We start from the raw sequence: 26,407 nt of genomic DNA on the forward strand, positions 1-26,407 counted from the left end.
GTTAGTTGACCCCTTCGACCTTTTCTTCGGCAGAGTAGGGGCGCGCCTCATTGATGGGCATGTTGCGCAGGGAGTTGAGCTCCTGCTCAAGGCTGGCCATGCGCGTCTTGCACTCGCGCAGTTTGGACCCGGCCCGGAACTTGTCGATGGCAAAGTAGACCATGGTCAGCAGAGCCCCGGCCACGAAGGCGGCCAGAATGAGCACGCCAAAGGGCAGGGGGATGGAGTGCAGGGTCATGGCGTAGGGGATTTCCAGCTTCAGGGTCAGCCCCTGAAGCAACACATCATTGTTTTGGCTGAAGAAAAGAATGGAAAAGACGAAAAGTGCCAGCAGGAACAAAACTTTGATGAAACGCATACGACAACTCCTTACGATGTGATGGCGTCAAACAGGGGCCGAAGCCGTGCATAAGTTGATGAAAGATGCTCGGGAATGACCGTGGTCTCCCCGAACACGGCCATGAACGAGGCATCACCGTTCCAGCGCGGAACGATCTGGAAATGCAGGTGCTGGGCAATACCGGCACCGGCCGCCTCGCCCAGGTTGAGTCCCATGTTTATCCCATGGGGACTGAAGGCCCGCCCAAGCACCGAGGTGCAGTGGCGCAGCCAGAGCATGCAGTCGTTGGATTCATCCAGGCTCAGGTCGAGCAGGCTACTCACATGGCGGTAGGGGGTGACCATGAGGTGCCCGTTGTTGTAGGGGAACTTGTTCATGATCACGAAACAGTGCTCGCCACGGGCCAGGACGCATCGCTCCTCGTCCTCGGCCGTATCCTTCGGAATGCAGAACACGCATTCTTCCGGCTTGGGACCGAGTATGTAATCAAGCCTCCATGGTGCCCACAATACGTCCATATTCTTATCACTTTCCTTCAATCACAGCGTTGACGAGCAACAGCGTTCTCCGGGTCGCTGGCCCGGTATACGCCCTTCATGACCCCGGCCGCAATGGCCCGAACCAACAACGGATACCTGCCTCTTGCTCATGCGGGAACTCCTCGGAAGATCATCAACGGCTTGATTTTTCTACACGCCTTGCGGCCTTTGGGCAAGCCTGAAACCGGTCCCGGCGCAAAGTCACGGGCCGCTCCCGCCCCGGGGTTTGATCACGAACCGCTGCACTGCGGCCCGCCGCGTCGCGCAATGCCGCGCCACAATCTCTCGGCCAGACGCAGCTGCTCGTCGCGCGAGGCGGCCCGGCCATCAATCTTGGCGTCCAGCACCCGGGACAGGATCGTGGTATAAGCCGGGCCGGGATTGATGCCGAGTTCCTTGAGGTCCGCGCCGGAGATGTCACTGGTCACGTCGCGCAGGCGGGTCAGGTATTGCGATATGTTGCGGCGGATTTGCTCCTTTCTGCTGCGGGCCATGAGGAAGAGCACGCCCTCAAGGGGGATGGGCCTGAGAATGGCGCACAACCGGCTCAGCCTGGAACGGTCCTCGCGCCAGTTCATGAGTTTCATGAGCGCATCCCCAATCTGGTCGCGCAACTGGAGAAAATCGCGCTCCTCCCTGGCGGTGAAGCGCAACCGCGCCGTGACCAAACCGATCTGGTCGCGCTTGATGCCCATGGTCAGGCCCAGGAGATGGAGTTTCCAGGGCGTGGCCTCTGGCTCCAGGTAGAGGAGTTTGTACCAGTTGTGAACCTTGGACAGCTCCATGAGCACCTGCACCCGCTCGCCGGTGAGCTTGAGCAGCGGGTGGATGGCTTCGAGGATGCCCAGCTCCTGCATGCGGCTCAGACAGGCTAGGGGATTTTCCTCGGCCATGACCAGTTGCAGTTCGTGCAGGATGCGCGTGCCCGAGAGCTTGCTGAAGAGATCAAGGCTCAGGGCGTTCTTGATCAGGCGCAGGGTCTGGCCGCCGATCTGGAAGTCGAACCGCCGCTCGAAGCGGATGGCGCGCAGGATGCGGGTAGGGTCTTCCACAAAGCTCAGGGAGTGGAGCACGCGGATGGCCCTGCTCTTCATGTCCTGTTCCGCGCCGAAGAAGTCCACCAGCTGGCCGAAGCGGCCAGGGTTGATGCGCAAGGCCAGGGCGTTGATGGTGAAGTCGCGCCGGTACAGGTCCATCTTGATGGACGAAAGTTCCACCGTGGGCATGGCCGCCGGGTATTCGTAATATTCGAGCCGGGCCGTGGCCACGTCCACCCGCTGGCCGTCGGTCAGGATGACCACGGCGGTCTTGAATTTGACGTGGGCCTTGACCCGACCGCCGAGCAGGTCGGCCAGCCGCTTGGCGTAGGCGATGGCGTCGCCCTCCACCACGAGGTCGAGGTCGAGGTTGGGACGGCCAAGGAGGATGTCGCGCACGAAGCCGCCCACGGCATAGACCTCCCAGCCCATGTCGCGGCCCAGCTCGCCCGCCGTCTTGAGCAGGTCGAGCATCTTTTTGGGCAGCCGGTTGCCGACCATGGGGCCGATGTTGCGCTCCCTGCGCCGCTCGGGCAGCAACGAGTCCGGAATCCGGGCCGGTTCGTCGATGAGCATGTTCATGAGGTCGGTGCGGGTGATGACCCCGACCAGGGCCTCGCCCTCCAGTACGGGCAACATGCGCTGGCGTCTGCCAAGGATGATCTCCATGACCCGGTACAGGTCGGTGCCCGCCTGCACGGTCTCGAACTTGCGGCTCATGTATTCGCTCAGGCCGAGGTCGCCCAGGCCGTGGGAGAGCGCCTTGTCCGCCGTCTGGTGGCCCACGATGCCCACGCAGCGCATGGCCGGGTCCACCACGGGTACGTCCTTCAGGCCGTAGCGGGTCATCAGTTCCACGGCGTCGCTGATGGTCTTGTGGTCTTCGATGACCACAGGCGGGCGCGACATGAGGCTCTCCACCACGATCTGCGGATTGATCTGGGAGTAGAGCAGGGCGAAGAGGTCGTCGCGCACCTCGGCCAGGGTCCTGTCCTTGACCGTGGCCGAGGCGGCCGCGGCGTGGCCGCCGCCGCCAAAGGAGGTGCAGATCTGGCCCACGCTCACGTCCGGGTGCCTGGAGCGCGCCACCACATGGATTCGGTCGCCCATGCGGCCCAGCGCAAAGACCACCTTGAGGTTCTCCATGTCCATGAGCTTGTGCACCAGCAGGGCGAAATCGGGCACGAAACGGTCCGTGGACAACTCGGTGATGACCACGTCCACGCCGTGAATGTCGTGGGTGACGGCGTTCTGGAGCAGCTCGCCCAGGTGCGTCACCTGCTCGGCCGACAACTCGTGCGAGAGCAGGTCCGAGATGACCTCGATGTCCATGCCCTGGCCCTTGAGCCAGCCTGCGGCCTCGAAATCGTGCGGGGTGGTGGTGTTGAAGCCGAAGGAGCCGGTGTCTTCGTAGATGCCAAGGCCGAGCAGGGTGGCCTCTTCCACAGTCAGAACCACCTCGCGCCTGCGCATCTCGTCCACGATGATGGCCGTGGTGGAGCCCCAGTCCCGGACCACGCTCAATTCGGCCTCAAGATCGTCGTCCGTGTCCGGGTGGTGGTCGTACAGATGGATGCGCAGCCCCGGCTTGCCGAGCAGGGGGCGCACCTGGGGAATGCGCGAGCGCTGGCGCGTGTCCACCACCACCAGCAGCTCCACCGCATCGGGGTCGATGTCCTTGAACGCCTTGAAATTGAAGAGATAGGTGGTGCTCTGGATGAAGAAATTGCGCAGGCTCTTCTCCTGGCTGCCCGGGAAGATGAGCACCGCGCCGGGATAGAGCTTGCCAGCCGCGACCATGGCGGCCAGGGCGTCGAAGTCCGCGTTGGCATGGGCGGTGATCACGGTCTTGGCGCGTATTTTGTCGTTTGCATTCATGCTGTTGCCCATCGTTTCGATCACATGGACGATCGCGGGTGGAATTGCTGGTGGATGGACCTGAGGCGCCCGGCCTGGATATGGGTATAGATTTCCGTGGCCGTGATGTCCGAGTGGCCGAGGAGCAGCTGCACGGTGCGCAGGTCGGCTCCGCCTTCGAGCAGATGGGTGGCAAAGGAGTGGCGGAAGGTATGGGGCGAGATGCTCCGCTTGATGTCCGCCTTGGCTGCGTAGGCCTTGATCATCTTCCACACCCCCTGGCGGGTCAGCCCCTTGCCCGAGCGGTTGAGGAACATGAAGTCCGTTGACGGGCGCAACAAGGGGCGGGTGGCGTCCAGATACCGGCCCAGCACCTCCTGGGCTGTGTAGTGGATGGGCACCAGCCGTTCCTTGGACCCCTTGCCGAAAACCCGGAGCAGTCCGGTCTGGGCGTCGTAGTCGAGCACCCTCATGCCGGTCAGTTCCGAGACACGCAGGCCCGCGGCATAGAGCAATTCCAGCATGGCCCGGTCGCGCATGCCGAGCGGGGTGGCCGTGTCGGGCAGGGCGAGGATGCGCGATATCTCCTCCCGGGTCAGGAATTCAGGCAGCTTTCTGGGCAGCTTGGGGTTTTCGAGGAGTTGTCCCGGGTCCTCCTTGTACCATCGCTGGTCCAGGGCAAAGGCGAAGAAACCGCGCAACGACGAGAGGTGCCGGGCCAGGGACCGGCTCTGAAGCCCCCGGGCGCGCAGATGGGTCAGGTAGAGGAACAGGGTGCGCTCGGTCAGATCCTCAAGCCGGAAGGATTTGTCTTTGAGAAAGGCGAGCAGGGAGGCGAGGTCGGTCGAGTAGCCGGACAGGCTGTTCTCGGACAGTCCCTTTTCGATGAGGACGTGTTCGAGATACCTGTCCACCCACGAATGCGTGGTGAGGGTGTTCCCCCCGGATTTGTCTTCCCTGGTCATGATCACGCCACAATCATTGCAAGTTGATGAAATAGAATTCTTATCCTCAAAAAACCAATGCCCGGCGATCACGTTGCGGCACCCGGGCCGACCATGCCTTCATCCGATAGCTATCAAGGGGCCGCGCAAAGAGCAATGGTTCACATTGACAGTGGGACACCGCCCAATTATGAAAGACACTTCTTAGATCAGACCCAAGGAGAGTTCACCACATGTCAGATTTCACCCTCGCCGATCGCCTTTCGACCCTGCCCCCGTATCTTTTCGCGGCCATTGACAAGGCCAAGGCCCAGGTGGCCGCCAAGGGCATGGACATCATCAGCCTCGGCATCGGCGATCCCGATCTGCCCACCCCGGACTTCATCATCGAGGCCCTGTGCCAGAGTGCCAGAAATCCCAGGAATCACCAATATCCTTCCTATGTCGGCATGAAGACCTACCGTCAGGCCGTGGCCGACTGGTACAAGCAGCGCTTTGATGTCGATCTGGACGCCGACACCGAGGTGGTCAGCCTCATCGGCTCCAAGGAGGGCATCGCCCACTTTCCGCTGGCCTTCATCAATCCCGGCGATCTGGCCCTGGTGGCCACGCCCAACTATCCGGTCTACGGCATCGCCACCAACTTCGCGGGCGGCGAGGTGAAGTATCTGCCCCTGCTTGAGGAAAACGACTTCCTCGTCGATCTCGACGCCGTGAGCGACGAGACCTGGGCCAGGGCCAAGATGATCTTCGTCTGCTACCCCAACAACCCGACCGCGGCCACAGCCACCCGGGAATTCTACGAGCGCCTCATCCAGAAGGCCAAGGAATTCGAGGTGATCGTCATCTCCGACGCGGCCTACACCGAAATATACTACAATCCCGACGACAAGCCCATGTCCATCCTTGAATGCAAGGACGCCAAGGACGTGTGCATCGAGTTCCACTCCCTGTCCAAGACCTACAACATGACCGGCTGGCGCATCGGCATGGCTGTCGGCAACGCCAGCCTCGTGGCAGGCCTTGGAAAGATCAAGGAAAACTGCGACTCCGGCATCTTCCAGGCTGTGCAGGAGGCGGGCATCGCCGCCCTCAGGGATGGCGAGCCGTATGCCGAGCAGTTCCGCGCCATCTACAAGGAACGGCGCGACGTGGTCAGCGCGGCCCTGACCAAGGCGGGCATCAGGCACCGCGTGCCCGACGCCTCCTTCTACATGTGGTGCAACACGCCAGACGGCTTCAAGTCATCTGAATTCGTTACCAATGTTCTCATGCAGACCGGCGTGGTCCTGACCCCGGGCAACGGCTTCGGCACCCCGGGCGAGGGCTACTTCCGCATCTCCCTGACCGTCAACAACGAAAAACTCGAGGAGGCGGTATCCAGAATATCGAAACTGTAATCTGCTACGTCAGTCTCGGCTCCAACGAGGGCAACCCCGAGGAGAACCTGAACGAGGCCCTGGCGAGGCTGGAGACCTACGGCGACGAAATCTCGCTCAAGGCCATGTCCGGCATCTATCTGACCGAGCCCCAGGGACCGGTCACGGATCAACCCTGGTTCGCCAATCAGCTGATCAAGCTTGAGATCGACGCGGAGATATGGGCTGCGGCCGGTTTCCTGTCCACCTGCACGGCCATCGAGGCGCAGCTGGGCCGGACCCGGCAGGTTCCCGGCGGCCCCAGGCCGCTGGACATGGACATCATCGCCTGGGGCAACACGATCATGGAAACCGATTTCCTGACCCTGCCGCATCCGAGGGCCAGGAAAAGGGCGTTCGTGCTCGTCCCCCTCAAGGAGATCGCGCCCGATTTCGTCTTCCCGGACGGAACCACCGTGGACGAGGCCCTTGCCGCCATCAGCTATCGGCAGGAAGGTTTCAAGATTTGGCAGGATCCCGAGTAACCCACGGAGCGCCAGCATGTGGAAATTCATCATCATAGGCGTGGCCCTGTTTCTCATCTACAAGCTCTTCACCGGCGACAAGAAGAAGCAGGAGATGGAAAACAAGGAAACCATCAAGCAGAAGGTCGCGGCAGGGAAGATGGTCAAAGACCCTGTCTGCGGCACCTATGTGGACAAGGACGGTGACATCCGGGTCAGGGAAGGGGAGAAGATACGGGTCTTCTGCTCCTACGAATGCCGCGACCTCTACCTGAAGCAGATCGACGCCATCACCATTGAGCCAGAAACGCCCAAGGATAAGGATTGATCGGACGTTGATCGCCGGCAATCCGCCACGCAGACCGCTTGCCCGCACCTGGCCGGGCTGCGGCCACATTTGATCAGCCTCCAATTCCGGGGCCGACGCTCACAGTGTCGGCCCCGTTTTCGTTGCTCCGCGCAGGGCCGATCACCTCTGGACATGCGAACGCGCCATAACTCCGAGCAAGCGAGTGCGACAAGAGCCATTTGCACACCAGAGCAGAGACTGGTGCATCGACACGGCCGGGCTGCTTCCGACTGCGAACACCGAGCGGATCGATCAACCTGACTCCATTGAATTCGCCCGCAAATGCCCGGAGAAGGACCGGAGGCTTCCAAGCGAGACCATGGATCAGGAAGCTGGAGAAAAATCCCGCAGATCGAATTCTCGGCAACAGCCACCTGGATCGCACGGGCGGAGGAACGGACTTGGCTCACGTGCCAAGAGTTAAAGCGACGGTAAACCCTGTCATACCAACGCTATATACAAGTGTCTCATAATGTAAATTATGTAAACTTTTAACAAATGGAGGGGAAAACAGGGGTCGGAGAAAAGCCTCTCTTGGCCCTGCCGAAGACGCGCCCTGCCCGACGCGTACGATTCCTGTTGCGGAACCGGTGGACTTTCCTTCAAGCTGAACCTGAAGGTGACGTCAGTTGATCGGTCGCCCAACAACGGGTCGGCATGGTCATGATCCGGGTCCCTCTCGACAGGACCTCTCGACGGCAAACGTCCATATGGTCTTATTGAGAGTTTTTTCGGACCCTGTTAAGGGATTGCATTCAAAAACACCCAAAATGCCGCCCTGCGGCGCGTGAGAGCCATGAAACGAATTGCGATCATTGTTGCGGTCTGCGTCTTCCTCCTTGAAGGGCTGGCATCCCACTGTCCCGCCCAGTCTGCCGCTCCCGGCTCCTTCGAGGGCTGGCTTGAGCGCTACGGCGCATGGGATCGGCTTGAGCATGAATACGCCGCCGAGTCTTCCGACGACTCCCCGGAGGTCATTCTCAAGCGGGCCGAGGTCTACCTGAACCTCAACACCCCGTCCAAGACCCTTGAAATCATAGAGATGACCCCCGCCTTTGCCGACAATGCCACCGAGGCGGACCGGCTCTGGCTGGGCGGCCGGTCGCATCGCGCCATGGGCGACCTGACCAAGGCTGTCCTCTGGTTCAGCCAGTCCGCCGCCCTCGCACCCGACAAGGGCGCGTCCATCAGGCGGTTTAAGGCAGAACCGGGCCTGGAGAGCGTCTGGATGGACGTATGGCTCAAGCGTTTCTGGACCTACCGGGCCAATGTCACCCTCTCGCGTGCCGCCCAGCGCGACACCCTGCGCCGTATCCAGGAACTGGGCGGCGAGGTCTGGGGCGGCAGCTACTGGACATCGGCAGCTACGGCCCTGGCCGTCAGCGACCAGACCGGGATGCCCGCACCGTCTACCGCCACGGACGCAGCCGCTGGCCAATCCCTGGTCACCTCGGCGGACACCGACGCCATTGTCACGGCCCTCGCCCTGGCATCATTGGAAAAATTCGATGGTGCCCGGAGCGCTGTTTCGACCGTATCGCGAGACGAGGTCCGCGCCTTCTGGCGCATGCTCATCGACTTTCTCGAATCGGGCAACCTCCCGGCAGATATCGCCATCTTTGATGCGAGCGACTCTCTCAAGCCCCGCGCCTTTTGGGAAGGCAACCTGCTCGCTCCTTACTCCGTGTCCCGCGCAGGCTGGCTGCTGGGCAACCCGGAATCCGGGCCGTGGACCTCGTTTCGCAACAACATTCTGTCCATGTCCGTGCCCGAGGCCAATCAGGCCATCAACAACGAGCTTGGCTCTCTGCTCATCTCCGAGCAGACAGCCACCCTGCTCAACAGCTTCAAGTTCGCCCTGGCCCTGGCCAACGGCGATTTCATTTCGTCTGCAACCACATGGAATAATGCAAACAAGCAGAATCTCCCCCTGGCTTTGCAACTGGCCGGGGCTCTGCGCTTCAAGGAGAACTTGAACAATCTGCTGCCCGAAAACCAGATCGAGGCCCTCAACCTGCACCCTATCCTCACGGCCCTGTGCAGCGCTGGCGGCTATGAAGCCGTCACCGACGAGGCCCCCTTCTGGGTTTCCGCGCCCAAGGACAGGATCAAGACCCTGTCGCAGCGCTGGCCCATGGACAAGCTGCTGCTGCTGGCAAGCTGGCAGCAGGAGTTCACCAGTTCGCCTTCCGCCGAGCTGGCCAGACGTTCGGCCTACCTCTTCGACGACACGGCGTTCGGCATTGAGAGCACCCTGTATCTGGCCGATCAGTCGGTGCGGGCCAACCAGCTCCAGCTTGGAGCCTTCTACCTGAACACCCTGAAACCGGCTGCCCTGCCCCCTGCCCAGCGGATGCAGTGGTATGATGTGCGGCTCCGGCTGGAACTCGAATCCGGGCGCGAGGACGCGGCCCTGGAGACTTTCCGGCAGATGGCCACCTCGGGCGGCCAGGTGCCGGTCATGACCCGGCTGCGCATGGCCCTGCTCTACCAGCAAAAACGCGACTTCGATACCGCCCGCGAGCATCTGCTGACGCTCTGGAACACCCCCGGGCTGACCACCACCCTCCAGGCCGAGACCCTGTTCTGGCTCGGCGAGGGCGAACAGGCCGTGCGCAATACCGAAAAGGCGCTGGACTATTATCTGCGCCTCGCCTGGCAGTATCCCCAGGAAAACATATGGGCGCTGACAGCCATGTACCGGGCCTCGCTCATCTACGAGCGCCAGGGCAACTACGACACGGCCAAGCGGCTGCTGACCACCGTGGTCAGCCGGGCCGATCGCAAGGAACAGCGCGAGGCGGCCAAGGCCCGCATCGACGCCATCGATAAGAAAATGGGCCAGAGCAAGGCTGCGGACACGCTGGTCTACCCCTTCTAGCCCCTTCCCTTCACGCATGACGCAAGAAGGCCCGCACTGCAAATACGCCGTGCGGGCCTTGGTCATTGCGGTATGTCGCCAGGAATGGTCCACGCCCTGCTACTCGGCCATGGCGTTCATGGCACGGCCCGGATCGCGCTCCACGGCGTCCAGCAACTCCATCACCCTGGACTCGGGCAGCCAATCGACTCGGCCAGTGCCAACATCGTATATCGTGCCGACGACCTTGACCTTGCCGGATCGGACCTTCATGCGCGTGGCAGGACTCTGCATGAACAGATCCGTAATGCTCTGCCAGACATTCTCCTCAATGGCAAAAGGCACCACGGCTCGGCCCAAAGCCTCGGGATGGGCGGCCATGGCCCGCTTCGCCGCCGGAAAAATGGGGGCGACCAGTGGCGGAATATTACGCTCAAACACATGCTTGTGCCCCTGCACCACATCGGCCACTGCGGCAACCGCTCCGCATTGGGTATGGCCCATGACCACCAGCACCGGCGTATGCACATGGGCCAGCCCATACTCAATGGACCCGGCTTCGTGGGTTCTCACCACGTTTCCCGCCACCCGGACCACGAACAGGTCAATGAACCCGGCATCGAAAATCCGCTCCACCGGCACCCGGGAGTCCGAGCAGGAAAGCACGGTGGCAAAGGCATGATCGCCCTGATTCTCGCTGCCGGCCTGCGCCAGCCGCTCCGCATCGGTGTTTTCATGCAGCGCTTGGCCGGTGACGAATCGCTCGTTGCCCTCCTTGAGCATGGCGATGACCTCTTCGGGCGAGGCTTTGCCCACGACCAGTTCGGCCTGTACCCATGCCGTCATGGCAACGACAAGCACAGCGCTCGCACAAATAAATGCTAAACAATGCAATCCACGTTTCATTTTTCCCCTCCCGGCTTGTGTGGGTGAAGAGCATGATGACAAGGCATCAATCTATGATGTTGGCACTTAATTATCATTCACACAACAGGACTCTCCAAGAATTTGAGTCAACCGTTGGAAGAAAGTCCAATGCACTGCGGAACGCAAAACCGCGTCGAATGGGATTTGCAAGAAAACTCTCTGTGGCCGCAAAAAGAGGAAGGGTTGCAGCTTGTTAACTGCAACCCTTTTTCATTCGTGGTGCCGAGGGGGGGATTCGAACCCCCACAGAATTTCTTCCACTGCCCCCTCAAGACAGCGTGTCTACCAATTCCACCACCTCGGCTTTATGCTTTGAGCTATTCGCTCTTGGCTTCGTCGCCGGTGTCCATGAATTTCACGGACGGTTTTTGCTGATCAGCCGGTACGATGGGCTGAACCACGCCCTCACCCCGAAGCATGATGGAGTCGCGATCGGACACCTTGTTGCCGGTGAGAACATTATAGGTCATGGAAGTGATGAGGAAAACCGTCGCCAAACCTGCCGTGACCTTGACGAGAACACCCCCTGCGCCGCTGCTGCCGAACATCGTGCTGCTGCCGCCACCGAAGATGACGCCCATCCCCTCGTGACCGGTTTGAAGCATTACTGCGCCGATCAGAAAGATGCAAGCCAAAACATGTATGACAATGACTAAAGTTTCCACAATCTTACCTTTGTATCACTCGTTGCGAGGCATGCGCCTCATCAGGCCAGGACGATCTGCGAAAAGCTTTCACCCTGCAAGCTCGCGCCTCCTACCAAGACACCATCGACATTGTCAAGTGCAATAATCTCGGCGCAATTGGAAGGCTTGACGCTGCCGCCATACAACACCCTCATTTCATTGGCATTGTCTCCAAAAATGGCGACCAGTGTTTTTCGGACAAAGGCGTGGGCCTCAAGTATCTCTCCGGGGCCGGCCACCTCGCCGGTGCCAATGGCCCAGACAGGCTCATAGGCCACGCACAGCCGCTTGGGCTCGATGTCGCGCGGCACGCCCGCAAGGCCGATGCGTAGCTGGCGCTCAAGGACCTCTTCCACCCGCCCGGCGCGCCGCTCCTCGATGAGTTCGCCGACGCACAGGATGACGCTCAAACCCGCGGCGAGGCCGAAGGCGGTCTTCTCGCCGACCAGCTGGTCGCTCTCGCCGATGACGTGGCGGCGCTCGGAGTGGCCGGTCAGGCCGAAGCTCGCGCCAAGGTCAAGGAGCATGCCCGGCGCGATCTCGCCGGTGAAGGCACCCTCTTCGCGACAATAGAAATCCTGGCCGCCGGTGAAGAACCGGGGAACACCCGCAAAGACCTCGGCCACCGCCCCAAGGCTCGTGAACGGCGGGCAGACGAGCACCTCGCGATCCGCAGGGAGCGAGGCGGCGGCAAGGTCCACCAGTTCGAGGGCCGTGGCCTGTGCCTCGTCCCAGGTCTTGAACATCTTCCAGTTGGCAGCCATCAGTTTTTTCATTTCTTCATGCATTCCTTCAAGGCTTGAATCGCAGGCAGATCCTTGCCCTCCAGAAACTGAAGGAAGGAGCCGCCGCCAGTGGATATGAAGCTGAACTTGCCGGGAATCCCCAACATGTGGACCACGGCGTCTGTGTCGCCTCCGCCCACGATGGTCAGGGCGTCATCAAGGTCGGCGATGGCCCGACAGACGGCCATGGAGCCTTCGGCAAAGGCCTGCGTCTCGAACAGGCCCATGGGGCCGTTCCAGACCACGGTCCGCGCCTTGGCGAGGACCTTCTCGAAGTTATTGATCGTTTCCGGCCCAATGTCCAGCACCAGGGCGTGATCAGGGATGGCCGTGGCCGGACAGACGCCCTCGGCCTCTGTGGCGGTGTGCGAGGGCGCGTACAGAAAATCCACCGGCAGATGCAGCGTGGTTCCGAGCTTGACCGCCCGCTCCATGATCGCCAGGGCGTCGGAGACAAGGTCTTCCTCCACCAGGGACTTGCCCACGCCATACCCCTTGGCCAGCAGGAAGGTGTTGGCCATGGCGCCGCCGATGACGATGTCGTCCACCTTGCCCAGCAGGTTGTTGAGTATGCCGAGCTTGGTGGATATCTTGGCCCCGCCGGACACGCAGACATAGGGGCGCTTCGGGTTGATCAGCACCTTGTCGAGATATTCAAGCTCGCGCCTGAGCAAAAAGCCCGCGCAACAGACGGGCGCGTACCTGGGCGCGTCCACCACCGAGGCGTTGGCGCGGTGGGCCACGCCAAAGGCGTCGTTGACATAGATGTCGGCCATGGCCGCAAGCCGCTTGCCGAAATCGCCCCGCTCCTCCTCTGTCTTGCCGACCTCCTCGGGATAGAAGCGGAGGTTTTCGAGCATCATGACCTGGCCGGGCTTGAGTGCGGCGGCCATGGCCCGGGTGCGCTCGCCCACGCAATCGGGTGCCAGTTCAACCGGAACCCCCAGCAGTTCGGCCGTGCGCTGGGCCACCGGCGCAAGGGAAAGTCCGGGCACGACCTTGCCCTTTGGCTTGCCCAGGTGGGCGCACAGGATGATGGCCGCTCCCTGCTCCAGGGCATAGCGCAGTGTCGGCATCGCGGCGACCATGCGGATATCATCGGTGATGACCCCTTCATCAAGGGGAACGTTGAAATCAACTCGATACAACAGTTTCCTGCCAGTGATGTCAATCTGGTCAATAAACTTCATTTCATTGCCTTTACTGCTTTTTTTGGGTCGGATCCCGCCTGATGTCATGCCGGAACAGCAAGGCGTCGTCCCCGGTGTCGGGATAGTAGCGCTTCCTGATCCCTATCTGTTCATAGCCGAACTTCCGATACAAATCGATAGCCGCAACATTGGACGCCTTGACGTCCAGAAAACTCTTGGCGATCCCCATCGTGACGCAGACGTCCAGCGCCCGGCCCAGCAGGGCCGCTCCGATGCCGCATCGGCGATGGTCCGGATGCACGGCCAGGTTGAGGATCTCCATCTCGTCCTCCACCAGGGAGAAGGCGATGTATCCGGCCAGCCGTCCGCCCTGGCGTAGCCCGAGGACGCGGTACACGCCCCGCTCAAGACCCATGGCGAACTGCTCGCGTGTCCAGTGATAGGCGAAACACAGCCGCTCAAGGGCCATCAGCTCGTCCATGTCGCCCTCACCCAGGGCCACCACCCTATCGTCCATGCGCCCCCCTGCCCCATCGTCCCCCGGTCCGCCTCCCGCGCCTCTGGATAATCACGCCGGTTCCGTGTATACCTGACACATACCAGCCAATCAGAAGGCCCGGAGCAGGGACAATGATATTCACCAAAAAATCATCCGCGAAAATCGACCCGACCCGTTTCGTCGAGGTGGTGGACGAAAGCAACCGGCCCCTGGCCGTGCTGGCCGAGGACATGGCCCATCGCCAACTCCTGCGCCACCGCTCGGTGCAGGTGCTCGTCTTCAATGCGGACAAGAAAATCTACCTGCAAAAGCGCAATGCGGACAAGCGCTTCTTCCCGGGCCGCTGGGACGTTTCGGCCCGCACCCACCCCCATGTGGGCGAGGCTTCGGCCGATGCGGCCCTGCGGGCGCTCCGGGAAGAGCTGAACCTGGTGGTGGAGCATCCCCAGTTCGTCCGCGCCCTGCCCGCCTGTGCCGAAACCGGGTTCGAGCACGTCTCCATCTTCGCCCTGACCCGCAACACCCAGGCCATCGCCCCCAACAGCGACGAGGTTTCCGAGGGCTATCACTTCTCGCGCGAGGAACTGACCTGCCTGATCAAGGAGTTCCGCGAACTGCTGACGCCGAACCTCGTCACCCTCTGGGAAGCCGGACTGCTTGTAAGCGTTTAGTCGCCGCAAATCAACCGGGACATCTCGTCGTGGACGGCCCCGTTGGTGGCCAGGATGGTCCCGGCTCCCAGGGCGTAGTCCTTGCGCGTGTCATATTCCGTGACCCGGCCGCCCGCCTCGCGCACCAGCAGCCATCCGGCCGCAGTATCCCAGGGTTTGAGCGCGCTCTCATAGAATCCTTCGTACCGGCCGCAGGCCACATAGGCCAGATCGAGCGCGGCGGCACCCACCCGGCGCACTCCCTGAACGCGCGGCAGCACGGCCCGGAGCCGGTCCAGGATGGGGTCCAGGTGCTCATCGATGGCATAGGGAAACCCGGTGGCGATCAGGGATTGCTCCATGGCCCCCTCGGCCGACACGGACACGGGCTTGCCGTTGAGCCGTGCGCCGCCCCCTGCGCGGGCGGCGAACAGCTCGCCCAGCAGCGGCAGGTTGATCACGCCGAGCACTACCCTGTTCCGCTGCCACAGGGCGATGGAGGTGGCCACGAAAGGCAGCCCGTTGGCGAAATTGGTGGTGCCGTCCACCGGGTCGATGATCCAGGTCAGCTCGCCGGGCTCTGTGGCGCTGGCCGTCTCCTCGGCCAGGAAGTCCGAGCCGGGAAGGAGCGCGGCCAGTTCCCGCTTGAGCATCTCCTCCACGGCGAAATCCGTCTCGGTGACCAGGTCGATCCTGCCCTTGTGCGTCACCTTCCTGGCCCGGCCAGCCCCTTCGGCCACGATGGCGCCGGACCGGGCCGCGATCAGCTCAAGGCCTGTCTGAAGCCGTATGATCTCGTCATCGCGCATGGCCGTTTCTCCATAAAAAAGGGCGGTGTCCGTACCGCCCGAATGCACATTGTCCACACCGCCCCATCAAGACCTGCGCTGGATGAAAAATTGCACGGTCCTGTTGTAGGTCTTCTCCTCCTCGGCGGTAAAGAAGCAGGCCGGAATCTCGCCGCGCTGCCTGTGGTAGTGCAGACATTCGCAACAGATGCCGTGCTTGTCGCAGGTATAGGTGCAGGTACAGTATTGTTCGTTGATCTTGGCCCGTGGGCACTGGTCCTTCTTCTTCATCATCCACCTCGTCTCGCGGCACCTGGTTGCTGGATTCCTCGTTCGGCCATGGGCACAGTAGCCAATCAGCGCCAGAGTGTCAATTATTCAAGCCTATTGATTGTCAGGCATTTTGTCTGGCATCCTCCGGTGGTACCCGCCAAACTCCCCCTGCCGACCGCACGGACAGGTGTCAAATACGTTGAATTGTGTCATAAACAGGTGTATGTATTGAAAGTCGGGCAAACAGGGCACGACACCTGTTGTTATTATCACCAGATCACGGACAGACAGCCATGTGGGAAAAAGCGTTCAGCCATGTGCCGGGCTACGGCGGGGGCGATGAGTCGCCCCGGGCGCGAACCCTTGAGGAAATCAAGGAATTTCTCGACTATGCCCACATCCGCCAGTGCCTGCTGCGGCCCTACTTCGAGGTTGACGACTATCCAGTGGTGGAAGCCAGGGAACTGCTCCCCTCCTTTGAAGTGGACATGCACGAATACAAGAACCTGCCGGGTTTCAGCATGGTGGTCTTTGACAGGCCCCTGAACTCGTTCCAGGAGGTCTTCCAGTACGACGCCCTGCATGCGCCCACGGACTGGGAGGGGCCGCAGGCCCAGGAATTCGCCTGCCAGCTTGAGGAATCGGTCATCGCCACCAATGTCCGCACCTTCCTCAGCCGACTGCCAAAACGCCATCACGCTAGATTCATTGAGCAATTCGGAAGCCGTGACATCTGCGGCATGGATCTGTACGACGAGCTGCTGCCCTTCCTGCTCGACCTTGAGCGGGCGCACGTGGTGGCCCACGATGCCACGGGCCGGTTCACGCTCCAGGGCATGTATGCGTCGCTGCCTTCGAACCTGGACAGCGAACTCAAGCAGTTCGGGCTGCGCATAGGCAAGTTCAAGCCGGGCAACAGCATCATGTACGAGTGCAACCGGCTCTTCGTGTACCAGTTCATGATGGAGCTTTACGGTTTTCCCATCGTCTCGGAGCGGCGCACCTCCTCGGCCATGTTCTCCATCCGGCTGCTGCGCCAGAACCAGCGCTTCATCGTCCGGGTGCTGGGCCAGAGCGACCGGACCATCACCACCCTCATGTCGCGCCAGCCCGACGCTCCGGCCAAGATTCGCCGCTATCCCCGTGTGGAAAAGATCGCCCTGGTCCGCGTCAATGAAAGCCAGAAGGAAACCATCGAACTCCTCGACGACCAGGGATTCTTCGTGGACAGGAAAAACCGCGTGGTCATCCTGCGCGTCACCTACCAGCAGCACGAATACAACCCCAGGAACGTGCGCGAGGACAGGGCGCTCTCGGTCCATCGCCAGGAGGTGATCCACCCCCTCACCGGCCGGGTCATCGACGCCCTGAACATCATCCAGAACGTCCAGAACATGATCCTGCGCCTCAACGACATCGTCCGGGGCGAATGCCGCATCCCCATCACCTACAAGCGCAGCGACATCATCCGCTCCACCGAAAATCACGAGGACCGGCTCAAGGTGCTCTCCATGTGGCTCTCCAAACACATGTACCGGATCGTGGACTATTCCGACGAGTATTTCGCCCAGGTGGTCAAGGTGCTCGACGGCTACCTGCTCGCCCCGGACAATTACGATGTCTTCAGCGAGCATCACGAACTGCATCAGGAGGTGTGGGGCCGCTTCAGCCACATCCAGCAGGCGCGCAAGGTGCGTGTGCTCGAGGAGTTGCGCTGGCGGCGCTATCGGGGTCAACCGGTCTCCTACAAGGAAATGCTTGAGACCATGACCGACATCCTCGGCGACCTGAAATTCGAGATCGTCAGCTATTTCGACAAGCTGGTGGCCAAGGTGCTGATCATCGGCGAGGACGTGGCGGCCGACCCGTACCTGCGACGCAAGTACGTGGATGTCAAGGAGGATTCCCTCTCGCCCTACGGCCTTGAAATCCGGCGGCTCTATCACCGTCTCGTGGCCCTGCTCGACGAGTTCCGTTCCATCAGAAAATCCCGTACACTGAGCGGCGCGGGCTGACCGGCCGCGCCATATGATCACCACCCCGGCCGTCGCAGACTTCCGGGCACGGCGCACGCGGGCGGTTCGTCCCCGCAGGCCCGTGGTCACACTCCCGACGACCAGACACATTCCGCAAGGAGGAAACCTTGGAATCCCTGGCAACCACCCCCCTCACCGACTGGCACCGGGAAAACGGCGCCAAGATGGCCCCCTTCGCCGGCTTTGACATGCCGGTGCAGTACAAGGGCATCATCATCGAACACAAGCACACCCGCGCGAAGGCGGGCATCTTCGACATCTGCCACATGGGCGAGTTCAAGCTGGTCGGCCCCGGGGCCATGGAGGCCCTGAACAGGGTCGTCAGCCACGACCTGACCACCCTTGACCCGGGCAAGTGCCGCTACGGCTTCTTGCTCAACCAGTCCGGCGGAATCATGGACGACCTGATCATCTACTGCCTCGGCAGGAATGAATACATGCTCGTGGTCAACGGCGCCTGCCGGGGCAAGGACTTCGACCAGATCAGGGCCAGCCTGTCAGCCGGGCCGGTGCTGACAGACATCAGCGACGAGACGGGCAAGATCGACGTGCAGGGACCGCAGAGCCTGGCCGTGCTCGAAACCTTGACCGGAATAAAGTGGAACGATCTGAAATACTTCAATTTCGAGGCAACGGACTGCCTCGGCTTCCCCATGCTCGTCAGCCGGACCGGATACACGGGCGAACTGGGCTATGAGCTGTATCTGCCTGCGGACAAGGCCCTGACGGTGTGGGAAAAGCTCGCCGCCGACGAGCGCGTGGAGCCCGTGGGCCTTGGCGCGCGCGACACCCTGCGCCTTGAAATCGGGTATCCGCTCTACGGCCAGGACCTGGACGAGGAGCACACGCCCGTGGAGGCCGGGGCCGGATTCTTCCTGAAAAAGGAGAGCGATTACATCGGCAAATCAGGCCTCGGCACGGTCCGCCAGATGCTGGTGCCCCTGGTCATTGAGGGCCGCCGCACGGCCCGGCACCACGACGAGGTCTGCCTGCCCTCGGGCGAGAAGACCGGCATAGTCACCAGCGGCTCCTTCGCGCCCAGCCTGGGGCATTGCGTGGCCCTGGCCTATGTGCGCGCCGAAGACGCCGGGACCGAGCGTTTCGTCATCAAGACCGCCCGGGTCGAGCTTGAGGCAAAGCGGACCGAACTGCCCTTCTACAAGGACGGCACGGCCCGGATGAAGGTCTAAAGTACCTTCGCCCTGGCAGGACAATGGAAAAGGGACGCCTCGGCGTCCCTTTTGCGTGTCAACGAGCCGATTCCGGCTCCTGCGGCCCCAGGGCGAGCATGCGTTGCTCAAGCCGCTCCAGTTCCCGGGCCAGCACCGTTTCGGTCAGCTTCTCGTCCGTCACCTCCATGGGCTTGCCAACATACACCGGGCAGCGCGAAAAGGGCATGGGCAGCACAAAATGGTCCCAGGATTTGGTGAAGACCTTGGCCCGCTCGGGATAGGCGCGCAGCGGAACGATGGCCGCCCCCGCCTTCTGGGCCAGATAGATGACGCCGCCCTTGGGCTTGTGCCTTGGCCCGCGCGGGCCGTCCACGGTGAAGACGCCCATGCGGTGCTGCTCGGCCATGATTCGCACCGCCTGCAACAGAGCCTTGACCCCACCGCGCGAGCTAGATCCCCGGACAGTGACATGACCAAGGCGCTCGATGATCCGGGCGATGACCTCGCCATCCCTGCTCTGGCTGACAAAGGTCACCAGATCAGAGGAAATGGTGTGGCCGAATCCGGTCACAGGAAAGATTTCGCCATGCCACAGGGCCAGGACCAGCGGCTTCCGGTCCTGGCGGCGCTTCAGAATCTCATCGAGACTGCCGTGCGTCTCGAAACGCAGCGTGGCCACCCACGCCCGATAGATTGCTGCGAGAACCGGCGCGAGTTTGCCGGGATCAATGGAGATTTTCATGCTCTGGTCCGTCCGTCCGTTTTTATACCCATAAATGGAGTTGGCCGCTGGTGCAAGGGGTTCCGGCTCCGGCCCAAGCATGGTGTCAATTCAAGCATAAATCATATCTATTTGACCAAGCGAGTCCGTCTATAATTGGTTGATCACCAAGGAGGATTCCATGTCCGAAACCACACTAGAATGCCTTGGCCTGCCCTGCCCCCAGCCCGTGTTGCGCTGCAAGGACGCCGTGGAGGGGCACAGCCCCGACCGAATAGTCGTGACCGTGGACAACGATGCGGCCAGGGAGAACGTCTCCCGCTTCCTCGGCACGCGCGGCTATGCCGTGGAAACGAGCCTATCCGGCGACACTCGCGTCATCATCGGCACCAGGGGCGGTACCCGGACCGACACTCCCGCGCCCGGCCCTGGCCAGGGCGGCGAGAACGCTCCGGCGGCGGGCCAGCGCATCCTCGTCTTCGTCAGCGCCGATACCATCGGCTCTGGCGATGACGGCCTGGGCGGGCGGCTGATGGGCAATTTCCTGTCCACCCTCAAGGAGATGGGCTGTGATCTGTGGCGCATCATCCTGGTCAACGGCGGGGTGCGCCTCTCGGTGCCCGGCAGCCCCTGCCTGGAGCAGCTCCAGGCCCTGGAGGCGGCGGGCGTCTCGGTGCTGGTCTGCGGCACCTGCCTTGAGCATTTCGGCCTGACCAATAATCGCCGGGTGGGCCAGACCACCAACATGCTCGACGTGGTCACAAGCTTCCAGCTTGCCACCAAGACGGTTCACGTCTAATACTCTGCCCTGCGCGGCGGGACGACCCCCGTCCCGCCGCCACCCCGCCATCCAACGCCAATCAAGTCCGGCCCTGCCGGATGGGGAACCGCCATGCCCGACGCCCAGACCATCCGCCTGAACAAATTTCTCGCCCAGTGCGGCGTGGCCTCGCGCCGTGGGGCGGACGATCTCGTCTTTTCGGGCAAGGTGACGGTCAACGGCGTGACGGCCGATTCGCCCGGCCTCCAGGTGGACCCGGCCCGCGACCATGTGGCCGTGGATGCCAAGCCCGTGCGCCTGCCCGGCGCGCAGACGGACATCACCATCATGCTCCACAAGCCTGTGGAAACCGTGACCACGGCCCGCGACCCCCAGGGGCGTACCACCGTGCTCGACCTGCTGCCGCCGGAAATGGTGGAGCGACGGCCTTTTCCCGTGGGACGGCTCGATTTCTATTCCGAGGGGTTGCTGCTGCTGACCACGGACGGTGAGCTGTGCCACCGGCTGACCCATCCCAAGTGGCACCTGCCCAAGGTCTACGAGGTGACCGTCCGCGACGCGGTGCCCGAGAAGGCCATCAGGACCATGCAGTCCGGGATGACTCTCAAGGAGGGCGACAGACTGGCCCCGGCCGAGGTGGTGCTTCACCCCCCGATGGCAGGAACCCAGCTGCTTGAAATCACCCTCATCCAGGGGCTCAATCGCCAGATCAGACGCATGTGCGAGGAACTGGGGCTGACCATCCTGCGCCTGCGCCGCGTCAAGCAGGGACCGCTGGAACTCGGCAATCTCAAGCGGGGCCAATGGCGCGAACTGACCGCGGCCGAGCTGGCCGCCCTGAAACAGGCCGTCAAGCTCGCCTGAGGCAGCGCCTCCCCCGCCACCCGCCGACAGCGCCAAAAAAAGGCGCGGCCTCCATCAGAAGGCCGCGCCTGTTTCGCTCGCAATGCCAGCCCGGCCCGCAAGGCGGACGGGAGCCCGCGTCCCTAGATTCCCCGGGTGTTGTCCTCCACATGGGTTCCTGCGGGCGGGGTGAAGGTGAACATGTCGGCTGACAGCGTCACGTCCAGCTCCATGTTCGAGAGCCGGACCTCGTTGCCGTTGCCATAGAAATCCACGATCATGATCTGGCGCAGCAGGCCTGACCCGGGCTCCACGCCCACATAGGCCAGGACCATGCCCGGCTCGGGCTCCTTGGGCACCAGCTGGAGCACGGTGAACCCCTTGCCCCAGCGCTCGCGCACCGTGTCCGCGCCCTGCCACTCGGTCTTGACCACAAAGTCCTCCTTGAGGTTGGCCCGGCCGGAGATGAAGCGCAGCACGGTCTTGGAGTCGAGCAGCGCTTCAACATTGTACTTGATGGCCACTTCGTCGGCCTCGATGTAATCCCAGGCAAAGTCCGGGCCGAGGATGAGCAGCTCCTTCTCCGGCTCCATGGTCTCCCAGCGCACCTGGGAAGGCTGGCGGAACCAGATGCGGCCGCGCCGCTGCTCCACATCGCCGCTGGCCGCATTGGTCAGCTCCTGGACAAAATCGCAGCGAAAGGTCTTGAGACTTTCATAGCGCTGCTGGATCAGGTCTGGCACATCTTCAGCCGCTACACCCTCGGGGGCCTGCCCAAATCCGGCAAAAACCAGACAGAAAGCAAGGGAAAGCGTCACCAGATATTTTCTAGACATTTTCTAATCTCCTCTTATTCCGGAGAGATGACTTTTCTTGGCTTGCTGCCGTCCTGGGGGCCGAGCAATCCGTCCATCTCCATCTGTTCTATGTATCTCGCAGCCCGATTGAAACCGATGCGGAAGCGGCGCTGGAGCAGCGAGATGGACGCCTTGCCCTGGCTCAGCACAAACTGTACCGCCTCGGCATAGACCGGATCGTCGGACTCGCTGACCAGCTCGGAGCCATCACCACCCGGAGTTTCCTTCTTCCAGTCCGAAAAGTCGAGCTCGAACTCCTGGGGCTGACTGTCGCGCCAGAAATCGACCACATGCGCAATTTCCGTCTCATCCACGAACGCGCCGTGCATCCGCATGAGCTTGCCACCGCTGGGCTTGAAAAGCATGTCGCCCTTGCCCAGCAGTCGTTCCGCGCCCACGCCGTCGAGGATGGTGCGCGAGTCGAACTTGGAGGTGACGAAAAATGAGATGCGCGTCGGGAAGTTGGCCTTGATCAGACCGGTGACCACGTCCACACTCGGCCGCTGGGTGGCCAGCACAAGGTGAATGCCTGCGGCCCGCGCCAGTTGGGCCAGCCGCACGATGCACTGCTCCACCTCCTTGGCCGCCGTCATCATCAGGTCGGCCAGTTCGTCGATGATGATGACCAGATAAGGCATTGGCTTCATGTGCTCGAATTCTTCGGGCACATTCTCGCCCATGTCGGCGATTTTCTTGTTGTATCCCTCGATGTTGCGCACGCCGAGCTTGGCCATTTTCTCGTAGCGGCAGTCCATCTCGAACACGGCCCATTCCAGGGCGCTCTTGGCCATGCTCATCTCGGTGACCACCGGATGCACCAGGTGCGGCAGGGCCGCATAGGGAGCCAGCTCGATACGCTTGGGGTCCACCAGCAGCAGCTTCACCTTGTCCGGCCCGGCCTTGTAGAGCAGGCTCAGGAGGAACCCGTTGATGCCCACCGACTTGCCCGCGCCCGTTGCACCGGCCACGAGCAGATGCGGCATCTTGGCCAGATCAGCCACCCGGGTGGTGCCGTGGATGTCCTTGCCCAGGGCCAGGGTCAGGGGCGATTCGCTGCCCGTGAACTCCTTGGACTCGATGACCTCGCGCAGGTAGACGGTCTGCCGGTCCACGTTGGGTATCTCGATGCCCACGCTATCCTTGCCGGGAATCGGGGCCTCGATGCGCACGGACTCGGCCTTGAGGGCCAGGGCGATGTCGTCGGTCAGGTTCTCGATTCTGCTGACCTTGATGCCCGGGGCGGGCTTGAACTCGAACATGGTCACCACCGGCCCGGGGACCACCCGCTGGATCTCGCCCTGCACATTGAAATCATTCAGGCATTCCTTGAGCCGGTCGGCCAGGGGCTGGAGCACCTCCTGGGTCTGGCTGGTGGCCTGCGGCGGGGGCGGCGAGAGCAGATCAAGGCCCGGCAGCCCCCCCTGCCCTGCGGCCTGAACGGCGGGCGCAGGCTTGGCGGGCTTGGCCGGTTTGGGTCTGCGGGGCGTGGGCGGATTCTTGGGCGCGTTGTTTTCGGCCTCTTCCAGATCTATGAAGCGGACCTCGAAATCCTCCTCACCGGCCAGAATGTCCACCCCGTCCTCGGCCTCGGCCCGCTTCCTGGCCGCCGCCCGGGCCTGCCTGCGCTCCCTGATCAGGGTCAGACGCCCGGTCAACGCCTCGCGCAGCACGTCCAGGCGCAGGAGCAGCCGGTTCCATGCGGCGGTCCAGCTGAATCCGGCCACGGCCTGGAAGGAGATGATGGTGATGAAGGTCCACAGCAGCAGCGTTCCGGCCGGACGCAAGTACGGCTGGGTCAGGCCGGTGACGATCTCGCGGCCGAAGAATCCGCCACCGATGAGCCCGTAGGCATCGGCGGGAATGTCCACCAGCCAGGGATGGGTGGACCACCCTTCAAAGGCCACGAACAGCCCCACGAGGCCGAGCCAGCGCAGCTTGGAAATACGGATGCGTCCGACAAAGCGCGACAACCCGAGATACAGGAAGTAGAACGGCCAGACCATGGCCCCCAGACCAAACATTTCGACAAGAAACCCGGCGCAATATGCTCCGGCGACGCCCACCACGTTGCGCACCCGCCACCCTTCGCTGACCGCCTGGTTGAAACTCGGGTCGGCCGGACTGAAGGAGAGCAGGCTCAGGAAGAGAAAGGCCGAAAGAAAGAGGAAGAACAGGCCGGAGAATTCCCTGCCGTGTCCTTTTCGCCTGGGTTGGGCCGCTGTGATCTGTCGTCTCGCCATTCGTCCCCGCTTTTGAAAAAAGGTCCTGGACAGCGAACTGTCCACGACCTTTTTTACGCAATTTTCACAACGTGTTGCAAGTCGGGCTTATTCGCGTCCGAGGTATTCGCCGCTGCGGGTGTCCACCTTGATGAGGTCCCCTTCGTTGATGAACAGCGGCACGTTCACCTGGATGCCTGTCTCCATGGTGGCGGGCTTGGTGGCGTTGCTGACGCGGTCGCCCTGCACGCCCGGGTCGGTCTGGGTCACTTTCAGGTTGACGTTGGCCGGGAGGTCCACGCCGATCAACTCGCCATTGTACAGCAGCACTTTGACGGTGTCGCCTTCCTTGACATAGCCGCCCGCCTCACCAACGGCGGCGCTTGGCACATTCATCTGCTCGTAGGTCTCAAGGTCCATGAACACGAAATCCGTGCCTTCCTTGTAGATGAACTGCATGGAGACCACGGCCATGTCGGGCTTTTGCACCTTCTCGCCGGAGCGAAAGGTCTTGTCCAGCACCTGGCCGGTCTTCATGTGGCGCAGCTTGGTCCGCATCATGGCGCCGCCCTTGCCGGGCTTGAAATGCTGAAACTCAATGATCTCGAACGGTTTTCCGTCGATCTCGATTTTCAGGCCTGTCCTGAAATCCTTGGTCGATATCATGATCGCTCCGAAATGCCGGACCCCGGACCCTGCCGAGGTGGTTATCTGTTAACTGAGTCTTAAAACAATCATTCTCTAACAGGCTGATCAAAAATGTTCGAATGCAAGGCGCGAAAAAAGGTCAAGGCCGAAGCGTACTTCCTGTACGCGAGGATTTGATTCGCCCCGTCCTGGGGCTCACCCCTTCGGGGCGTCGGCTGAGCCGACGTCCAAATCCGCTGTCCTGCGGATTTGTGATCTTTTTGAAGCAACGCAGCAATCGGGCATTTTTTAAAAAGCCTGTTAACCCGATTGTCCCACAAGGCGCTCATGGAGCGCCTGGACAGCAAGCCCATACCCCAGAATCCCGAAACCGGCAATAACGCCGATGCACTGCCCCCCCATCAGGCTCTGCTGACGCAGGGGCTGGTCGGTGCGCGCCCAGATGTTGCTGATGTGGACTTCCACGCAGGGGATGCCTATCCAGGCCAGAGAGTCGGCAATGGCGAGGCTGGTGTGGGTATAGGCTCCGGCGTTGAAGACCACACCCGCCGTACCATCGGCCCTGGCCAGCTCCAGCCGGTCGATGAGGGCGCCTTCGGAGTTGGACTGAAAATGGCTCAGGGCGATGTCGTCCGCGCGCCCGCCCATGACGCGGCGCAGGATGCCGGGCATGTCGTCCATGGTCTGCGAACCGTATATCTCCGGCTGCCGCTTGCCGATATGGCCCAGGTTCGGGCCGTTGAGTATCAATATGTCAAATTTGGCCATGCGCTCCCCCTTGGTCTTGACCGAGTCGTGTCGCTCCTTGACGCGGCCGCGCAAAAAGAGAACATTAGGCTCTCCAAAATGCACGGAAACACGGAAACGGTACCCCTTTATGAACCGAACCATTGAGTTAGTCAAAACAATATACGAAATCAAGCAGCTTGAGGAGTTTTCCGAGCCGCAGATCGCCCTTGCCGGACGCTCCAACGTGGGCAAGTCCTCGCTGGTCAACCGCCTGGCCGGACGCAAGACCCTGGCCAAGATCAGCTCCAAGCCGGGCAAGACGCGCAGCCTCAACTACTACCGGGTCAACCCCGACGGATTCTACCTCGTGGACCTGCCCGGCTACGGCTACGCCAAATGCTCCAAGACCGAGCGGGAGAAATGGGGCAAGCTCATTGAGGCCTACATGACCGCCAATCCAGGCCTCAAGGCCGTGGTGGTGCTGCTTGATTCGCGCCTGACGCCGCAGAAGCTCGACCTGGAGTTGACCTCCTATCTGCGCGGTCTGGGCATCCCGGTCATCCCGGTGCTGACCAAGGCGGACAAACCCAAGCAGCGCGATCGGGCCGCCCTCCAGAACCAGTGGAAGGACATCCTCCAGCAATCGCGCCTGCCCCTGGCCTTTTCCAGTAAGACGGGCATGGGCGAGGACAAGCTGTGGAACATCCTGGCAGAATACGCGGGTATGGCCGCTCCCGGTTCCGACCCCGATGAGCCGAAGGGCGACATCGAACCCTTTTCCTGAAAATTCAACTGCCTCGGCCAAACAGACGGAGTTGACTGCCCTGCCTTCCG

The 26,407-nt window shown here is 61.9% G+C and carries 26 protein-coding genes and 1 tRNA gene; 10 read left to right on the top strand and 17 right to left on the bottom strand.

Annotation, left to right across the window (positions count from 1 at the left end; translation table 11 throughout):
- Position 1 precedes the first annotated feature (1 nt).
- The 4 genes from QQS14_RS00415 to xerD form a co-directional block, all read right to left on the bottom strand.
- The gene (locus QQS14_RS00415; RefSeq protein WP_285904904.1) at positions 2-358 is read right to left on the bottom strand and encodes a LapA family protein; all 357 of its coding nucleotides are present in this window, start codon (positions 356-358) and stop codon (positions 2-4) included.
- Positions 359-369: 11 nt separating this feature from the next.
- A complete protein-coding gene (locus tag QQS14_RS00420) occupies positions 370-858 on the bottom strand; it encodes an HIT family protein (protein WP_285904905.1) in 489 nt (162 codons plus the stop codon).
- A 251-nt stretch (positions 859-1,109) separates the two neighbouring features.
- Positions 1,110-3,794 carry a CBS domain-containing protein gene (locus QQS14_RS00425; protein WP_285904906.1) on the bottom strand — a complete coding sequence of 895 codons (2,685 nt, stop codon included), beginning with the start codon at positions 3,792-3,794 and terminating at the stop codon, positions 1,110-1,112.
- Positions 3,795-3,814: 20 nt separating this feature from the next.
- Positions 3,815-4,738: a site-specific tyrosine recombinase XerD gene (gene xerD / locus QQS14_RS00430; RefSeq protein WP_285904907.1), complete on the bottom strand. Its 924-nt coding sequence runs from the start codon at positions 4,736-4,738 to the stop codon at positions 3,815-3,817.
- A 212-nt stretch (positions 4,739-4,950) separates the two neighbouring features.
- Between xerD and QQS14_RS00435 the strand changes: the two genes are divergently transcribed.
- The 4 genes from QQS14_RS00435 to QQS14_RS00450 all read left to right on the top strand — a co-directional run bounded on the left by QQS14_RS00435 (position 4,951) and on the right by QQS14_RS00450 (position 9,829).
- Positions 4,951-6,117 carry an LL-diaminopimelate aminotransferase gene (locus tag QQS14_RS00435; protein WP_285904908.1) on the top strand — a complete coding sequence of 389 codons (1,167 nt, stop codon included), beginning with the start codon at positions 4,951-4,953 and terminating at the stop codon, positions 6,115-6,117.
- Entirely contained in the window at positions 6,117-6,620 is a 504-nt protein-coding gene (gene folK, locus QQS14_RS00440) for a 2-amino-4-hydroxy-6-hydroxymethyldihydropteridine diphosphokinase (protein WP_345782781.1), read from the top strand. Before QQS14_RS00435 ends, folK begins: the two co-directional genes overlap by 1 nt.
- A 16-nt stretch (positions 6,621-6,636) precedes the next feature.
- Positions 6,637-6,927, top strand: a complete 291-nt coding sequence (locus QQS14_RS00445; protein ID WP_285904909.1) for a transcriptional regulator — start codon at positions 6,637-6,639, stop codon at positions 6,925-6,927.
- Between the two features lie 817 nt (positions 6,928-7,744).
- Complete coding sequence (locus QQS14_RS00450) at positions 7,745-9,829, top strand: tetratricopeptide repeat protein (RefSeq protein ID WP_285904910.1); 2,085 nt, start codon at positions 7,745-7,747, stop codon at positions 9,827-9,829.
- A gap of 99 nt (positions 9,830-9,928) precedes the next feature.
- On the opposite strand, the gene QQS14_RS00455 is transcribed toward QQS14_RS00450, so the two are convergent.
- The 6 genes from QQS14_RS00455 to rimI form a co-directional block, all read right to left on the bottom strand.
- Positions 9,929-10,654 carry a carbonic anhydrase gene (locus QQS14_RS00455; protein WP_285904911.1) on the bottom strand — a complete coding sequence of 242 codons (726 nt, stop codon included), beginning with the start codon at positions 10,652-10,654 and terminating at the stop codon, positions 9,929-9,931.
- Between the two features lie 298 nt (positions 10,655-10,952).
- Positions 10,953-11,039 (bottom strand) — tRNA-Leu (locus tag QQS14_RS00460).
- Positions 11,040-11,052: 13 nt separating this feature from the next.
- The gene (gene secG / locus QQS14_RS00465) at positions 11,053-11,400 is read right to left on the bottom strand and encodes a preprotein translocase subunit SecG (RefSeq protein WP_285904912.1); all 348 of its coding nucleotides are present in this window, start codon (positions 11,398-11,400) and stop codon (positions 11,053-11,055) included.
- A gap of 41 nt (positions 11,401-11,441) precedes the next feature.
- A complete protein-coding gene (gene tpiA / locus QQS14_RS00470; protein WP_285904913.1) occupies positions 11,442-12,197 on the bottom strand; it encodes a triose-phosphate isomerase in 756 nt (251 codons plus the stop codon).
- Positions 12,194-13,396: a phosphoglycerate kinase gene (locus QQS14_RS00475; RefSeq protein ID WP_285904914.1), complete on the bottom strand. Its 1,203-nt coding sequence runs from the start codon at positions 13,394-13,396 to the stop codon at positions 12,194-12,196. Before QQS14_RS00475 ends, tpiA begins: the two co-directional genes overlap by 4 nt.
- A gap of 10 nt (positions 13,397-13,406) precedes the next feature.
- A complete protein-coding gene (gene rimI, locus QQS14_RS00480) occupies positions 13,407-13,874 on the bottom strand; it encodes a ribosomal protein S18-alanine N-acetyltransferase (protein ID WP_285904915.1) in 468 nt (155 codons plus the stop codon).
- A 113-nt stretch (positions 13,875-13,987) separates the two neighbouring features.
- Between rimI and QQS14_RS00485 the strand changes: the two genes are divergently transcribed.
- Positions 13,988-14,527: an NUDIX hydrolase gene (locus tag QQS14_RS00485; RefSeq protein WP_285904916.1), complete on the top strand. Its 540-nt coding sequence runs from the start codon at positions 13,988-13,990 to the stop codon at positions 14,525-14,527.
- On the opposite strand, the gene QQS14_RS00490 is transcribed toward QQS14_RS00485, so the two are convergent.
- Both QQS14_RS00490 and QQS14_RS00495 read right to left on the bottom strand, forming a co-directional pair.
- Positions 14,524-15,315 carry an inositol monophosphatase family protein gene (locus tag QQS14_RS00490; protein WP_285904917.1) on the bottom strand — a complete coding sequence of 264 codons (792 nt, stop codon included), beginning with the start codon at positions 15,313-15,315 and terminating at the stop codon, positions 14,524-14,526. The two genes, QQS14_RS00485 and QQS14_RS00490, sit on opposite strands and share 4 nt — an antisense overlap.
- A 66-nt stretch (positions 15,316-15,381) precedes the next feature.
- Positions 15,382-15,585 (bottom strand): DUF6485 family protein, encoded by a 204-nt coding sequence (locus QQS14_RS00495; protein ID WP_285904918.1) that lies wholly within the window; start codon positions 15,583-15,585, stop codon positions 15,382-15,384.
- Positions 15,586-15,860: 275 nt separating this feature from the next.
- On the opposite strand from QQS14_RS00495, the gene QQS14_RS00500 reads away from it, so the two are divergent.
- Positions 15,861-17,582 carry a hypothetical protein gene (locus QQS14_RS00500; RefSeq protein WP_285904919.1) on the top strand — a complete coding sequence of 574 codons (1,722 nt, stop codon included), beginning with the start codon at positions 15,861-15,863 and terminating at the stop codon, positions 17,580-17,582.
- 128 nt (positions 17,583-17,710) lie between these two features.
- Positions 17,711-18,793 carry a glycine cleavage system aminomethyltransferase GcvT gene (gene gcvT / locus QQS14_RS00505; protein WP_285904920.1) on the top strand — a complete coding sequence of 361 codons (1,083 nt, stop codon included), beginning with the start codon at positions 17,711-17,713 and terminating at the stop codon, positions 18,791-18,793.
- Positions 18,794-18,851: 58 nt separating this feature from the next.
- On the opposite strand, the gene QQS14_RS00510 is transcribed toward gcvT, so the two are convergent.
- Positions 18,852-19,517, bottom strand: coding sequence for a lysophospholipid acyltransferase family protein (locus QQS14_RS00510; RefSeq protein ID WP_285904921.1), 666 nt, complete (start codon positions 19,515-19,517; stop codon positions 18,852-18,854).
- A 160-nt stretch (positions 19,518-19,677) separates the two neighbouring features.
- On the opposite strand from QQS14_RS00510, the gene yedF reads away from it, so the two are divergent.
- Positions 19,678-20,295, top strand: a complete 618-nt coding sequence (gene yedF, locus QQS14_RS00515) for a sulfurtransferase-like selenium metabolism protein YedF (RefSeq protein ID WP_285904922.1) — start codon at positions 19,678-19,680, stop codon at positions 20,293-20,295.
- A gap of 93 nt (positions 20,296-20,388) precedes the next feature.
- Positions 20,389-21,141, top strand: a complete 753-nt coding sequence (locus QQS14_RS00520; protein WP_285904923.1) for a pseudouridine synthase — start codon at positions 20,389-20,391, stop codon at positions 21,139-21,141.
- 122 nt (positions 21,142-21,263) lie between these two features.
- On the opposite strand, the gene lolA is transcribed toward QQS14_RS00520, so the two are convergent.
- The 4 genes from lolA to QQS14_RS00540 form a co-directional block, all read right to left on the bottom strand.
- The gene (gene lolA, locus QQS14_RS00525) at positions 21,264-21,956 is read right to left on the bottom strand and encodes an outer membrane lipoprotein periplasmic chaperone LolA (RefSeq protein WP_285904924.1); all 693 of its coding nucleotides are present in this window, start codon (positions 21,954-21,956) and stop codon (positions 21,264-21,266) included.
- Positions 21,957-21,970: 14 nt separating this feature from the next.
- Positions 21,971-24,217 carry a DNA translocase FtsK gene (locus tag QQS14_RS00530; RefSeq protein ID WP_285904925.1) on the bottom strand — a complete coding sequence of 749 codons (2,247 nt, stop codon included), beginning with the start codon at positions 24,215-24,217 and terminating at the stop codon, positions 21,971-21,973.
- Positions 24,218-24,304: 87 nt separating this feature from the next.
- Positions 24,305-24,862, bottom strand: coding sequence for an elongation factor P (gene efp / locus QQS14_RS00535; protein ID WP_285904926.1), 558 nt, complete (start codon positions 24,860-24,862; stop codon positions 24,305-24,307).
- 282 nt (positions 24,863-25,144) lie between these two features.
- Entirely contained in the window at positions 25,145-25,612 is a 468-nt protein-coding gene (locus QQS14_RS00540; protein WP_285904927.1) for a type II 3-dehydroquinate dehydratase, read from the bottom strand.
- Positions 25,613-25,721: 109 nt separating this feature from the next.
- On the opposite strand from QQS14_RS00540, the gene yihA reads away from it, so the two are divergent.
- Complete coding sequence (gene yihA, locus QQS14_RS00545; RefSeq protein WP_285904928.1) at positions 25,722-26,357, top strand: ribosome biogenesis GTP-binding protein YihA/YsxC; 636 nt, start codon at positions 25,722-25,724, stop codon at positions 26,355-26,357.
- The last annotated feature ends 50 nt before the right edge of the window (positions 26,358-26,407 follow it).

The organism is Pseudodesulfovibrio pelocollis, assembly GCF_030282845.1.
Taxonomy (GTDB): domain Bacteria; phylum Desulfobacterota; class Desulfovibrionia; order Desulfovibrionales; family Desulfovibrionaceae; genus Pseudodesulfovibrio; species Pseudodesulfovibrio pelocollis.